Below are 13,226 nucleotides of genomic sequence, written 5' to 3' on the forward strand. Positions count from 1 at the left end.
GAAAAGAATTAACAGGAACGAATATTATGGACAGGTTTTATATTATTACAAACAGTGACAAGGATCCGGAATTTGCGTTTACAGGCAGGATTGTAGAATACCTGGAAAAATTTCATAAAAGCTGTACTGTGCAGCGGGCATCCAGAAAGCAGGAGGGAAATTTTCACTATACGGATCCCTCTAAAATTCCGGAGGATACAGAATGCATTATTGTTCTGGGAGGAGACGGAACACTGCTTCAGGCTGCCAGAGATATGGTGCACAAAGACATTCCGCTTCTGGGTATTAATCTGGGACATTTGGGATTTCTGGCAGAGGTTGACCAACAGTCTTTGTACAGCGCACTGGATAAGCTGATGGCTGGAGATTATGAGATTGAAGAGAGAATGATGCTGGAGGGATCTGTCTATCGGGGACAAAAGCTCATAGGCAGGGATATTGCCCTGAATGATATTGTGATCGGCAGAGATGGACATCTGAGAGTAGTGCGTTTTAAAAACTATGTAAATGATGTCTATCTGAATTCCTACAATGCAGATGGCATCATTATTTCTACTCCTACAGGTTCTACAGGCTACAGCCTTTCGGCGGGAGGTCCTATTGTGTCTCCAAGCGCGGAAATGACCATTATGACTCCGGTTGCACCTCATACACTGAATACCAGGAGTATCATTTTTCCGGCGGAGGATGTGATCACTGTAGAAATCGGCAAGGGAAGACACAATGACTGTGAAAAAGGACTGGCTTCTTTTGACGGTGATACTACGATCCCCATGGTTACCGGGGACTGTATCATTATACGGCGGGCTGATGCGAAAACCAGAATCCTGAAGCTGAACCATTTAAGCTTTGTGGAAGTTCTTCGAAGAAAAATGCGTGACAGTTAAGGAGGAAAGGTCATGAAGGTAGCAAGACATGAAAAAATTATAGAACTGATTCATCAATATGAGATAGATACACAGGAGGAGCTGGCTTCCAGATTGAATGAAGCCGGATTTAAGGTTACACAGGCTACGGTGTCCAGAGATATCCGCGCACTGAAGCTTACAAAGGTGGCAGGAAAGGATGGAAGATCCAGATATGCCATTATCAATAATGATTCCGGAAGCTTGGGGGCAAAATATACAAGAGTATTGGAAGACACTCTGCTTTCTATTGATGTAGGGCAGAATATTATTGTGATCAAGACCGTTTCAGGAATGGCCATGGGAGTAGCAGCAGCGCTGGATGCACTGCATTGGCCGGAGATTCTTGGCTGTATTGCCGGGGATGATACCATCATGTGTGCTGCCAAGAATTCTGATATGGCTCTGGGTGCGGCAGAGAAGCTGAGAAGCTTTGTGCGTCTGAACATGTAATAATAGGTTTTTACCGATAACAGTTATGAGAACAGTAACAGGAGGCAGGAAATGTTATCTCATCTCCACGTGAAAAATCTTGCACTGATAGAAGAAATAGAAGTAGAATTTGGTCCGGGTCTTAATATCCTTACAGGTGAGACCGGTGCCGGAAAATCCATTCTGCTGGGTTCCATGCAGCTAATACTGGGAGCCAAGACATCAAAGAACATGATAAGAGAAAATGCGCCCTATGCACTGGTGGAACTGCTTTTTCAGATAGAGAATGAGAAAGTGGCCCAGGCATTGAAAACACTTGATATTTATCCGGAGGATGGACAGGTTCTTCTTTCCAGAAAAATTATGGAGGGAAGAAGTATCAATAAAATTAACGGTGAGACAAGTACAGTAAGTCAGATGAAGGCAGCAGCAGCCTGTCTTTTGGATATTCATGGACAGCATGAGCATCAGTCCCTGTTATATCAGGATAAGCAGCTTTCTATTCTGGATGCTTATGGAAGAGAAAAAATTTTACCGGTAAAAGAAAAGGTTCAGGAGGCTTTCCGTCAATACAGTGCATGCAGGGTAGAACTGAAATCCATGGATATGGATGAAGAGCAGAGAAACCGTGAGCTTGCTTTCCTTGAATTTGAAATCAAAGAGATTGAAAAAGCCAACCTCAGACCTGGAGAGGACGAGGAACTGGAGCATATATACCGGAAAATGAATAATGGAAAGCAGATTGTAGATTCTCTTCAGATTGTACATAATCTCACAGGCTACGAGGCGAAGGAGGGAGCCGGTGAGACTGTGGGGGAAGCTTTGCGTGAGCTTGCCCGTGTGAAACAGTATGATCCTGAATTGAATACTCTGGAGGAAACTCTTACTTCTGTGGATGGTCTGCTGAATGATTTTAACAGGGAGTTGTCTGCATATCTGGAAGAGCTGACCTTTAATGAAGGTGAGTTCTATGAGACAGAAAGACGTCTGGATCTGATCAATGGTCTGAAAGCAAAGTATGGACGTGAAATAAAGGATATTTTTGTTTACAGAGATCAACAGAAGGAAAAACTGGAAAAATTACACAGATATGAAGAAAATTTACAGGAACAGAAAAACAGACTGGAAAAGCTGGAAGCTGTTTTACTGAAGAATTCGAATGAATTATCCAAAATCCGCAAAGAATATAGTGAACAGTTGGAAAAGACAGTTATTCAGGGATTGAAGGATCTTAATTTCCTGGATGTAAATTTTGCCATTGATTTTCAGAAAAAAAAGAATTATACGGATAACGGACTGGATGATATCCAGTATCTGATTTCCACCAATCCCGGGGAGAGCCTGAAGCCTTTGGGACAGATCGTATCCGGCGGTGAGCTTTCCAGAATTATGCTTGCACTGAAAGCAATTCTGGCAGACAGAGACCAGATCGAGACCTTGATCTTTGATGAGATTGATACAGGAATCAGTGGTAGGACAGCACAGAAGGTATCTGAGAAAATGGCGGTGATCGGAAGAAACCATCAGGTAATCTGCATTACCCATCTGCCCCAGATCGCTGCAATGGCAGACAGTCATTTTGAAATTGAAAAGCATTTAAGAGGAACAGAGACCATCACACAGATCCATGTGCTTCAGGAAGAGGATTCCATCCGGGAACTGGCTCGTCTCCTTGGCGGGGCGGAGATTACACCGGCAGTTTTTGAAAATGCCAAAGAAATGAAAGAATTGGCACAGAAACAAAAAAATACAAGATTGAAATAAATCAGGAAACCATATACTAAGAGAGGATAACCTTTGAGAAAAGGCATTCTCTCTTATTTTTTGTACCCAAAATCCGAAAGAAAGGATGGATAGAGATGAACAGAAGAAAAAAATACAAAATTTTTATCCTGTGCTGGCTGGCTTTGGATCTGATGACTATGGCGTGGCTGGGATATAGGTACCTGGACAGACAGATTCCCGATGAACTCCAGATTTCCAGGGGAGAAACTGTGAGTGTATCTGCGTTGCTGGATCATCCGCTGGTAAGCTTTGAAGAAGCCATAGAGGTATCAGCAGACGGAAGCTATACCCTTCCCTGTAAAATTCTGGGGTATATTCCTTTTAAAAGTATAAAGGTCACTCCTGTGGATGATAAAGCTGTATATGTCAGTGGCAGCACAGTAGGAATTTATCTCAGAACCAGGGGCGTTCTTGTGGTGGATACCGGAGAAATCCAGTCTCAGAGTGGAGAGACGAAAGAACCCTCCAAAGGTATTGTCAAACCGGGAGATTATATTTTGTCCATGAATGAAGAGCAGATAAAAGATAAAAAGGAACTGATCCGTGATCTGGATGAACTGGATGGAACCCAGGTACAGCTGGAGTTAAACAGAGAGGGAGAAATCATTCCGGTCTCTGTAACTCCGGTGAAAGATTCCGAGGGCGCTTATAAGCTGGGACTTTGGGTGAGAGATGATACTCAGGGAATCGGAACCCTAACTTATGTGGATGAGCAGGGAAAGTACGGAGCTCTGGGACATGGAATCAGTGATGTGGATACAGCAGGACTTCTGGATATTCAGGAAGGAACTTTATATAAAGCCCAGATTCTGGCAGTATCCAGAGGCAGCAGGGGAAATCCAGGTGAACTTGCCGGAATGATCCGTTATGATAACAGTAATGTGCTGGGAAGTATACAGGAAAACTGTAAAAACGGAATATATGGACAGATGGATTTGTCTGATGCACAGAAGCTTAGTCTGGTGAAGATGCCGGTAGCTCACAAGCAGGAGATAGAGACCGGACCGGCACTAATTAGATGCAGTGTGGATGGACATGTAAAAGAATATGAAGCACAGATCAAACGGATCGATCTGAATCATGAGGATTCCAATAAAAGCTTTATCCTGCAGGTAACAGACGAAGAGCTGCTGGAGAAAACAGGAGGAGTAGTACAGGGGATGAGCGGATCTCCGGTCATACAGAATGGAAAGCTGGCAGGAGCGGTGACTCATGTGTTTGTACAGGATTCTACCAGCGGATATGGGATTTTTGCTGAGACTATGATGGAACATGAAAACTATAAAATGACATAGATGATACAATTGCTGTCGAAGGTAAACTTATCATATCGAATCCTGAAGATTTCGGTATGAAAAAGGCAAAACAGCTCGATGGAAAATGGCCTGTACTGCCCTGTTTCGGCTTGATTTCTCCCTTCTTATTCCACTATAATAGTTGATGTGCCAAAAAAAAGAAACTAATTGACAGGATTTTTAAGCAGGGAGGAGACAGGCCTCATGGAAAAATTAAATGTGGCAGTTGCGGATGATAATGAGAAAATGGTGGAAGTACTTGGTCAAATCATAGAAGAAGATAAAGACCTGGAATTGGTGGGAAAAGCTCACAATGGTGAAGAAATCTGCAAGATTATACGGGAGAAAGAACCGGATGTTGTAGTATTGGATATTATTATGCCGAAGATGGATGGGCTGGCAGTTATGGAGCAATTTGTACATAGCAGTAATCTGAAGAAAATCCCGGCGTTTATTGTGGTTTCGGCAGTGGGAAAAGAAAGGATCACAGAGGATGCGTTCAGTCTGGGGGCGGATTATTATGTATTGAAGCCTTTTGATAACCGAATGCTGCTTAACCGGATTAAGCATGTACGAAGTATAGGAGAAAAGAAATACAGAGAAATCAACAGACAGCCGGCAAAACAGGAGGAAAGCAGTGTGGCTATGGGAAACCTGGAGACAGATGTGACAAATATTATCCATGAGATTGGCGTACCGGCTCATATTAAGGGGTATCAGTATCTGCGGGATGCGATTATTTTGTCAGTAAATGATATGGAAATGTTAAATTCTATCACAAAGATCCTGTATCCGACCATTGCAAAGAAACATCAGACTACTTCCAGCCGGGTAGAACGGGCAATTCGTCATGCTATTGAGGTGGCCTGGAGCAGAGGAAAAATGGATACGATAGATGCACTGTTTGGCTATACGGTAAGCACAGGAAAAGGAAAACCTACAAATTCAGAATTTATAGCACTGATAGCGGATAAAATCAGACTGGAATATAAAAATCGCTCTTTTCAATAGTCAAAAATTGGGGTATAATTATTTTAACAAAGGCTACCAAGGAGGGGTATACGCATGAAAAATATCTTATTTGCAACATCTGAAGCAGTGCCGTTTATTAAAACGGGAGGACTTGCCGATGTAGCAGGTGCGCTGCCGAAATGTTTTGACAAAAAATATTTTGATGTACGTGTGATTTTACCGAAATATGCCTGTATGAAGCAGGAATGGAAAGATAAAATGGATTATGTCACACATTTCTACATGGATCTGGGGTATAAGAACTGCTATGTAGGAATTATGCATATGGAATATGAGGGGATTCAGTTTTATTTCATAGATAATGAATACTATTTCAGCGGTCCGAAACCTTACGACGGTGCACCGTGGGATTTGGAGAAATTTGCTTTTTTCTCCAAGGCAGTTTTATCAGTTCTTCCGGTGATTGGCTTCCGGCCGGATGTGATCCACTGTCATGACTGGCAGACAGGACTGGTTCCTGTATATCTTCATGACAGCTTCCAGCAGAATGAGTTTTTCTGGAATATAAAAACTGTTATGACCATACATAACCTGAAATTCCAGGGTGTTTGGGATGTTAAGACTGTACAGGATATCACAGGCCTTTCTGATTATTACTTTGCAGCAGATAAGCTGGAAGCTTATAAGGATGCCAATTTCCTGAAGGGCGGTATTGTATTTGCAGATGCGGTGACTACAGTCAGCAACACTTATGCTGAGGAAATCAAGACACCGTTCTACGGAGAACGTCTGGACGGACTGATGTGTGCCCGTGCCAACAGTCTCAGAGGTATTGTAAACGGAATTGATTACGATATTTTCAATCCGGAGACAGATTCCTGTATTGCACAGAATTATAATGCCACAACCTTCCGTAAGGAAAAAGTGAAGAATAAGATTCAGCTCCAGAGAGAACTGGGACTGGAGGAGAATCCGAAAGTAATGATGATCGGAATCGTTTCCCGTCTTACAGATCAGAAGGGATTTGACTTAATCGCTTATGTGATGGATGAGCTCTGCCAGGATGCAGTTCAGATTGTGGCACTGGGAACCGGTGATGAGAGATATGAAAACATGTTCCGCCATTTTGACTGGAAATATCATGGCAAGGTATCTGCACAGATTTATTATGATGAAGCACTTTCGCATCGAATTTATGCAGCGTCTGATGCGTTCCTTATGCCGTCATTGTTTGAACCATGTGGCTTAAGCCAGCTGATTAGTCTTCGATATGGTACGCTTCCTATCGTTCGTGAGACCGGTGGCCTAAAAGATACGGTGGAACCATACAATGAGTATGAGGGAACTGGAACAGGATTTTCTTTCCGCAATTATAATGCTCATGAGATGTTGAATACAGTCCGGAATGCAGAACGTATTTTCTACGACAAAAAGCGGGAATGGAACAAGATGGTTGACCGTGCTATGGCAACAGATTTCTCATGGAATAATTCTGCACGTCAGTATGAAGAAATGTATAACTGGCTGATCGGAGAAAAATAAAAAAGAGCGATACTGAAAGATAAAACAGGAAATGTGTGGATAGAAACATGTTTCCTGTTTCTTTTATCGGATATTGTCAGAAGGAAATGCTTGACAGACTGGAAAAAGTATAATACTATATTAACAGAAATACGAACATAGGTTCGAAATACGCTCAAGGAGATCAAATAGATGATTAATGAAGAAAAGCAGAAAGCGCTGGAGGCAGCGCTTGGACATATTGAAAAGCAGTATGGTAAGGGATCAGTGATGAAGCTGGGAGAATCCGGGGCAAATATGCAGGTCGAAACTGTTCCCACAGGCTCCTTAAGCCTTGATATTGCATTAGGAGTAGGTGGTGTGCCTAAGGGACGTATTATAGAGATTTATGGACCGGAGTCCAGTGGTAAGACTACAGTTGCACTGCATATGGTGGCAGAGGTCCAAAAGAGAGGCGGAATTGCCGGATTTATTGATGCTGAGCATGCTCTGGACCCGGTATATGCCAAGAATATTGGTGTGGATATTGACAATTTATACATATCACAGCCGGATAACGGAGAACAGGCATTGGAGATCACAGAGACTATGGTACGATCAGGTGCAGTGGATATTGTAATTGTGGATTCTGTAGCTGCACTGGTTCCAAAGGCAGAGATAGATGGAGACATGGGTGACAGCCATGTAGGTCTGCAGGCCAGACTGATGTCACAGGCTCTCCGTAAGCTTACTGCAGTTATCAGTAAATCCAACTGCGTGGTTATTTTTATTAATCAGCTTCGTGAAAAGGTTGGGGTTATGTTCGGTAATCCGGAGACTACTACCGGCGGTCGCGCACTGAAATTTTATTCTTCTATCCGTCTGGATGTCCGCAGAGTTGAGACACTGAAACAGGGCGGCGAGATGGTTGGTAATCATACCAGGATTAAGGTAGTGAAGAATAAGGTGGCGCCACCTTTTAAGCAGGCAGAATTTGATATTATGTTTGGAACAGGTATTTCTAAAGAGGGAGATATCCTGGATCTGGCAGCTGACTGCGGAATTGTAAATAAAAGTGGTGCATGGTATGCATATAATGGTGACAAGATCGGACAGGGACGTGAGAATGCCAAGATATTCCTGAAGGAGCATACAGATATCTGCGATGAAATTGAAAAGCAGGTCAGGATCCATTATAATCTGCTTCCGGGGGAAAATGCGGAAGCCCAGTCAGATCCGGTTGGGGAAACTGAGGAATAAGCATGGAGCTTTTGGAAGAGGAACATAAAAAAGCGACACGTAAAGCAATGCAGCTTCTGGAGCATATGGACCGTACAGAAAAGGGGCTGCGGGACAGGCTGGGGCAGAATGGATTTTCACAGACGGCCATTGAGGCTGCTATGGAGTATGTGAAATCCTATGGATATATTAACGATGAACGCTATGCCAGAACCTATATAGCATATCGGATGGATAGCAAGAGCCGTCAGAAGATTCTGCAGGAACTGATAGGAAAAGGAGTAGACAGAGACATTGCTGTGGCTGCCTGGGAAGCGGAGGCAGCTCTTAATGCACCGGATGAGCATATGCTTTTAATAAAAACAGTGGAGAAAAAAATTGCCCCTGGTTCAGAGCTGAATGAGAGGGAAATGCGCCGCCTTTATGGTTATCTTATACGTCGGGGCTTTCAGGGTTCTGATATATCGCATGTTTTGGAGGAACTGGAGATAAAATTTAGCAGAAATTTTCTGAAAAACTTGACATAAGTATCAAAAAAAGATAAACTTGTATTGTTGTATTTGTACAATGAAAACTAAATAAGGAGGTGCTCCTGTGACAACAACAATTATTGTTGCAATTGTCGCTGTGGTAGTCGCGCTACTTATTGCGGTTCCTGTTACTTGCAAAATTGCTGTGAACAACAAAATTCAGAAGGATGCTGAAACAGTTGGAACAGCAGAAGACAAAGCAAGAAGCATCATAGATGAAGCTCTGAAAACAGCAGAAACTAAAAAAAGAGAAGCTTTATTGGAAGTGAAGGAAGAATCTCTCCGTACTAAAAATGAACTGGAGAAAGAAACCAAGGAACGAAGAAACGAACTGCAGAAGTATGAAAACCGTGTATTAGCTAAGGAATCTGCGGTGGACAAAAAAGCAGATGCAGTGGAGAAGCGTGAAGCGGAATGCACAGCGAGAGCAGCTGAGGTGCAGAAAAAAGAGAAACGAGTAGAAGAACTTGAGCAAAAAGGAGTACAGGAACTGGAACGAGTTTCAGGTCTGACCTCCGAACAGGCAAAAGAGGAACTGCTCAAATCTGTTGAAGATGATGTAAAAGTAGATGTAGCCAAGCTTTACAGAGAATTGGAAGGCAGAGCAAAGGAAGAAGCAGGAAAGAAAGCCAAGGAGTATGTGGTAAATGCCATTCAGAAGTGTGCAGTGGATCATGTCTCCGAGACTACTATTTCTGTAGTGCAGCTTCCAAGTGATGAGATGAAGGGCAGAATCATCGGACGTGAAGGTCGAAACATCCGTACACTGGAGACTTTGACAGGGGTGGATCTTATTATCGATGATACACCGGAGGCAGTTGTGTTGTCAGCCTTTGACCCGATTCGGCGTGAAGTGGCCAGAGTAGCTTTAGAGAAGCTGATCGTAGATGGCAGAATTCATCCGGCCAGAATCGAGGAAATGGTTGAGAAGGCGCAGAAGGAAGTAGAAACCCAGATTCGTGAAGACGGTGAAACTGCTGCAATGGATGTGGGAGTTCATGGTGTTCATCCGGAATTGCTGAAGCTTCTGGGACGAATGAAATTCCGGTCAAGCTATGGTCAGAATGCACTTAAGCATTCCATTGAAGTAGCACAGCTGTCAGGAATGCTGGCAGGAGAGGTTGGAGTGGATGTCCGGATGGCAAAACGTGCAGGTCTTCTTCATGATATCGGTAAGTCGATTGACCATGAAGTGGAAGGCTCACATATTCAGATCGGTGTGGATCTTTGTAAGAAATATAAGGAATCCCCCATTGTCATCAATACAGTTGCATCCCATCATGGAGATGTAGAACCGGAATCACTGATTGCATGTATTGTACAGGCAGCGGATGCTATTTCAGCAGCCAGACCTGGTGCAAGACGTGAGACACTGGAGACATATACAAACCGTCTGCAGCAGTTGGAGGATATTACAAACCAGTTCAAGGGCGTTGATAAATCTTTTGCTATTCAGGCAGGCAGAGAGATACGTGTAATGGTTGTACCGGAACATGTAAACGATGCAGATATGGTTCTTTTGGCACATGATATTGCGAAACAGATTGAATCAGAGCTTGAATATCCTGGTCAGATTAAAGTCAATGTAATCCGCGAAAGCAGAGCCATAGACTACGCTAAATAAATAGTTCTTTGCAGATATAAGCCCTGCAGATTGTGTGAAAACAGTCTGCAGGGCTTTTATTGTGCTGTGTGAATCTGATGACAGATGGTTTGGAAAATAACAGATGCCACGCATAATTTTCCTGAGCAGGGAGTAGACTGGTACAGGGTGAAGTTATGGAAGAAAAAAAGAGATTTCCGGGACTGGTCTTGTATATGTGTGGTTTTCTGCTGGGCAGTTTTATACCTAATCTGATCTGGAAAACAGAGTGGCATCAGGGAACTCTGGAAGCAATCTATTATCTGACATCATTCACTGCATCAGGAAGTGTGTCAGAGGTAGAATATCTGAAAGAGATTATAAAGCTCAGGGGAAGCCTTTGGGGTTTATGTATGATCTGTGGATTTTCTGTTTTTGGGGCACCATTGGCAGTGACAGGGATTCTGATCCTGGGATGCCGGATGGGGATGGTGATTGCGGTCTCGATTCTGGAGTTTGGATTACTGGGTGGTCTGATCGGAACAGGGCTTCTGTTCCCACAATATCTTTTATATATTCCGGGATGGATTTTTTTGATGGAACAGATATGGGAACAGTCCATGGACATCTGGAAACACAGAGAATTATTTCCTGTGAACAAAAGACGTTATTTGGGAAAAACAGGCATATCTGTACTGCTTCTGTCCGGAGGAATTCTGGCAGAATGTTATCTGAATCCCTGGATCGCAGAAAAAATTCTGGATTATCTGAAATAATCACAGGAATCAGGCAATATTCGTCAGATATAAAAAAATTACAATATTTTGTGCGGGTTGTCATAAAATATACGATATGTGGTAGAATTCCCCGAAAAGCCTTGATTTTACTGGATTTCGGAATAAAAAAAGGTTTGATTTTATGTCAAATTAACAGTATAATACATATGCAATATTGAGAAACAAAACCAGGAGCGGGAAGTAGCATACTATGGAACTGGAAATTAGAGAATTTATTGCATATTTGCATGATATAAAGAAAACATCAATAAATACAGAAATGTCTTATCAGCGTGATCTGAAAAAAATGTGGGATTTTCTGAAAAATCGTGGCGTTATGTCTGTGTCAGAGGTAAAAGAGCTGGAACTGGAAGGATATATAAGCTATATGGAGAGGGAGAAATTTGCAGCTTCCTCTATATCCAGAAGTGTGGCATCCATCAGGGCATTTTTTCAATTTCTCTGGAAAGAAGGAGTGATCACCAGCGATCCGGCAGAGAATCTGAAACCTCCAAAGGTAGAAAAAAAGGCACCGGAGATTCTTACTGTGGAGGAAGTAGACAGATTATTGCAGAAGCCTGACCGTGAAAATGTAAAAGGCATCAGAGACAGTGCGATGCTGGAACTTTTATATGCCACAGGAATGAGAGTGAGTGAGATGCTTCATTTGCAGATTTCGGATGTAAACCTGCAGCTGGGCTATGTGATTTGTCATGATCATGAAAAAGAGAGAATTATACCCATAGGAATTCCCTGCAAAAAGGCACTGGAGAAATATATGGCAGTGTCCAGACCTGCCTTCGTTGAGAACAAAGAAGAAACAGCTTTGTTTACCAATTGTTCAGGTAAAACGATGAGCAGACAGGGATTCTGGAAGGTACTGAAGGGGTACGCAGATGCTGCAGGGATTAGGGGGGATATTACTCCCCATACATTGAGACATTCTTTTGCAGTTCATATGCTTCAAAATGGTGCTGATATCCGCAGTGTGCAGGAAATGCTGGGACATTCGGATATTTCTACGACCCAGATTTATCTGGGAATGAGTGTAAATAAAATGCGGGATGTATATATGAAATCTCATCCCCGTCATTAAAAAAGATCCGCCAGGTTAACTGGTGGATCTTTTTTTGAATCAGCACATTTCTGCGATAGTATACAGAAGTTTTTCTGATTCTTCCCATCCCAGACAAGGATCGGTAATAGATTTGCCATATATGTGATTGCAGCCGATCTTCTGGTTGCCTGGTTCGATATAGCTTTCAATCATAAGTCCTTTTACCAGAGTATGGATTTCCGGGTCAACGAGACGGCTGTGAAGAACCTCTTTTGCAATTCGTACCTGCTGCTCATACTGCTTGTTGGAATTGGAATGATTGGTATCTACGATTACTGCAGGGTTTTTGAGGTTTTTCTGCTGATATTTTTCCAGGAGGAGTCGGAGGTCTTCGTAATGATAATTGGGAATAGCTTCTCCGTGTTTATTGACTGCACCCCGGAGAATGGTATGAGCAAGTTCATTGCCTGTGGTTTCCACTTCCCAGCTTCTGTAAATAAAACGATGTCCACCCTGTGCTGCTACCACAGAGTTGAGCATAACAGATAAATCGCCGCTTGTAGGATTTTTCATACCTGCAGGGACTTCCATGCCGCTGACAGTCAGGCGGTGCTGCTGATCCTCTACGGAACGTGCACCTACAGCAACATAGGAAAGAAGGTCTGAAAGATAACGGTAATTCTCAGGGTATAACATTTCGTCTGCGCAGGTCATTCCACTGGTCCGAATAGCGTGGATATGCATTTTGCGGATCGCAATAAGACCTGCAAGGAGATTTGGCTGTTTTTCCGGATCTGGCTGATGTACCATACCTTTGTATCCTTCGCCTGTAGTACGCGGCTTATTGGTATAGACGCGGGGCACAATGATAACTTTATCAGCAATTTTCTCCTGGACTTTGCGAAGTCTGGTCAGATAGTCCAGCACTGCATCTTCATTGTCTGCGGAACATGGACCAATGATTGCGAGAAATTTATCAGATTTGCCTGTAAAAACATCTTTAAGTTCTTTGTCGCGGGCATCTTTGATTGCCTGAAGTTCTGCATCAATAGGAAATTGATTGCGGATTTCTTCAGGAGTTGGTAATTTTTTTATGAAATCGAATCCCATGGTTTGTATCTCCTTTAAATCTTTTGTCGGCATTCAGAAGTAT

The 13,226-nt window shown here is 42.8% G+C and carries 12 protein-coding genes; 11 read left to right on the forward strand and 1 reads right to left on the reverse strand.

The features are described from left to right. Positions 1-26 precede the first annotated feature (26 nt). The 11 genes from ACTNDS_RS01830 (at position 27) to xerD (ending at position 12,112) form a co-directional block, all read left to right on the forward strand. Complete coding sequence (locus tag ACTNDS_RS01830; protein ID WP_441032996.1) at positions 27-887, forward strand: NAD(+)/NADH kinase; 861 nt, start codon at positions 27-29, stop codon at positions 885-887. Positions 888-899: 12 nt separating this feature from the next. After that, complete coding sequence (gene argR, locus ACTNDS_RS01835; protein ID WP_173743216.1) at positions 900-1,358, forward strand: arginine repressor; 459 nt, start codon at positions 900-902, stop codon at positions 1,356-1,358. A 51-nt stretch (positions 1,359-1,409) separates the two neighbouring features. Then, complete coding sequence (gene recN, locus ACTNDS_RS01840) at positions 1,410-3,101, forward strand: DNA repair protein RecN (protein ID WP_441032999.1); 1,692 nt, start codon at positions 1,410-1,412, stop codon at positions 3,099-3,101. 95 nt (positions 3,102-3,196) lie between these two features. Beyond that, positions 3,197-4,417 carry a SpoIVB peptidase gene (gene spoIVB / locus ACTNDS_RS01845; RefSeq protein WP_441033002.1) on the forward strand — a complete coding sequence of 407 codons (1,221 nt, stop codon included), beginning with the start codon at positions 3,197-3,199 and terminating at the stop codon, positions 4,415-4,417. 204 nt (positions 4,418-4,621) lie between these two features. Beyond that, positions 4,622-5,428 carry a sporulation transcription factor Spo0A gene (gene spo0A / locus ACTNDS_RS01850; RefSeq protein ID WP_441033004.1) on the forward strand — a complete coding sequence of 269 codons (807 nt, stop codon included), beginning with the start codon at positions 4,622-4,624 and terminating at the stop codon, positions 5,426-5,428. Positions 5,429-5,482: 54 nt separating this feature from the next. Then, positions 5,483-6,931: a glycogen synthase GlgA gene (gene glgA / locus ACTNDS_RS01855; protein ID WP_441033007.1), complete on the forward strand. Its 1,449-nt coding sequence runs from the start codon at positions 5,483-5,485 to the stop codon at positions 6,929-6,931. Between the two features lie 171 nt (positions 6,932-7,102). After that, positions 7,103-8,149 carry a recombinase RecA gene (gene recA / locus ACTNDS_RS01860; RefSeq protein WP_303242028.1) on the forward strand — a complete coding sequence of 349 codons (1,047 nt, stop codon included), beginning with the start codon at positions 7,103-7,105 and terminating at the stop codon, positions 8,147-8,149. A gap of 2 nt (positions 8,150-8,151) precedes the next feature. Next, on the forward strand, positions 8,152-8,655 hold the full coding sequence (locus ACTNDS_RS01865) for a regulatory protein RecX (protein WP_441033010.1): 504 nt from the start codon (positions 8,152-8,154) through the stop codon (positions 8,653-8,655). A gap of 67 nt (positions 8,656-8,722) precedes the next feature. Then, positions 8,723-10,282 (forward strand): ribonuclease Y, encoded by a 1,560-nt coding sequence (rny, locus tag ACTNDS_RS01870; RefSeq protein WP_441033013.1) that lies wholly within the window; start codon positions 8,723-8,725, stop codon positions 10,280-10,282. A 155-nt stretch (positions 10,283-10,437) separates the two neighbouring features. Beyond that, positions 10,438-11,016, forward strand: coding sequence for a stage II sporulation protein M (locus ACTNDS_RS01875; RefSeq protein WP_441033015.1), 579 nt, complete (start codon positions 10,438-10,440; stop codon positions 11,014-11,016). A 211-nt stretch (positions 11,017-11,227) separates the two neighbouring features. After that, a complete protein-coding gene (gene xerD / locus ACTNDS_RS01880) occupies positions 11,228-12,112 on the forward strand; it encodes a site-specific tyrosine recombinase XerD (protein ID WP_441033018.1) in 885 nt (294 codons plus the stop codon). Positions 12,113-12,151: 39 nt separating this feature from the next. Here the strand turns inward: xerD and ACTNDS_RS01885 are convergent, their stop codons facing one another. Further along, the gene (locus tag ACTNDS_RS01885) at positions 12,152-13,216 is read right to left on the reverse strand and encodes a 3-deoxy-7-phosphoheptulonate synthase (protein ID WP_433844951.1); all 1,065 of its coding nucleotides are present in this window, start codon (positions 13,214-13,216) and stop codon (positions 12,152-12,154) included. Between the last annotated feature and the right edge of the window lie 10 nt (positions 13,217-13,226).

This window comes from Blautia sp. HCP3S3_C12 (assembly GCF_052064155.1).
In the GTDB taxonomy this organism is placed as follows: Bacteria; Bacillota; Clostridia; order Lachnospirales; family Lachnospiraceae; genus Blautia_A.

Excerpts from the sequence above, each read along its gene's own strand:
- spoIVB (WP_441033002.1), top strand. The coding sequence starts at position 3,197 with ATGAACAGAAGAAAAAAATACAAAATTTTTATCCTGTGCTGGCTGGCT.
- argR (WP_173743216.1), top strand. The coding sequence starts at position 900 with ATGAAGGTAGCAAGACATGAAAAAATTATAGAACTGATTCATCAATAT.
- recA (WP_303242028.1), top strand. The coding sequence starts at position 7,103 with ATGATTAATGAAGAAAAGCAGAAAGCGCTGGAGGCAGCGCTTGGACAT.
- ACTNDS_RS01865 (WP_441033010.1), top strand. The coding sequence starts at position 8,152 with ATGGAGCTTTTGGAAGAGGAACATAAAAAAGCGACACGTAAAGCAATG.
- recN (WP_441032999.1), top strand. The coding sequence starts at position 1,410 with ATGTTATCTCATCTCCACGTGAAAAATCTTGCACTGATAGAAGAAATA.
- ACTNDS_RS01875 (WP_441033015.1), top strand. The coding sequence starts at position 10,438 with ATGGAAGAAAAAAAGAGATTTCCGGGACTGGTCTTGTATATGTGTGGT.
- glgA (WP_441033007.1), top strand. The coding sequence starts at position 5,483 with ATGAAAAATATCTTATTTGCAACATCTGAAGCAGTGCCGTTTATTAAA.
- xerD (WP_441033018.1), top strand. The coding sequence starts at position 11,228 with ATGGAACTGGAAATTAGAGAATTTATTGCATATTTGCATGATATAAAG.
- ACTNDS_RS01885 (WP_433844951.1), bottom strand. The coding sequence starts at position 13,216 with ATGCCGACAAAAGATTTAAAGGAGATACAAACCATGGGATTCGATTTC.
- spo0A (WP_441033004.1), top strand. The coding sequence starts at position 4,622 with ATGGAAAAATTAAATGTGGCAGTTGCGGATGATAATGAGAAAATGGTG.
- ACTNDS_RS01830 (WP_441032996.1), top strand. The coding sequence starts at position 27 with ATGGACAGGTTTTATATTATTACAAACAGTGACAAGGATCCGGAATTT.